Annotated in this window: 1 protein-coding gene; it reads left to right on the forward strand. The window is 65.3% G+C overall.

Features of this window, described 5'->3' with window-relative positions:
* Positions 1-271 (forward strand): hypothetical protein (locus EOD29_RS31860; protein ID WP_164763948.1); only part of this gene is annotated, 271 nt, incomplete at both ends.

Here is a 271-nt window from a genome sequence, read left to right on the forward strand (position 1 = left end):
CTGATAGAGATGCAGCGCTTTGCCGAAAAAGGCTGCGAGAGCCGCATTCATTTCGCCGCCTCCGAAGGCGTGATCCCGACGGCGGCTGAGCTTGCCGACCTCGGCGTTTCGATCTTCGTCGGCGTCGGCCACGAGACGACCGGGGCGAACGCCTATACCAGCCGCGAGATCCGCGAACTCTTGAGCTGGCTCGACGGCGATCCGGCCAACCGCCATACGGTGTTCGACGCCACCTCGATGCTCGGCGCCATGCCGTGGGAGCCGGAACTGG

Origin of the sequence: Mesorhizobium sp. M1A.T.Ca.IN.004.03.1.1, assembly GCF_003997555.1 — a bacterium.
GTDB lineage: Bacteria > Pseudomonadota > Alphaproteobacteria > Rhizobiales > Rhizobiaceae > Mesorhizobium.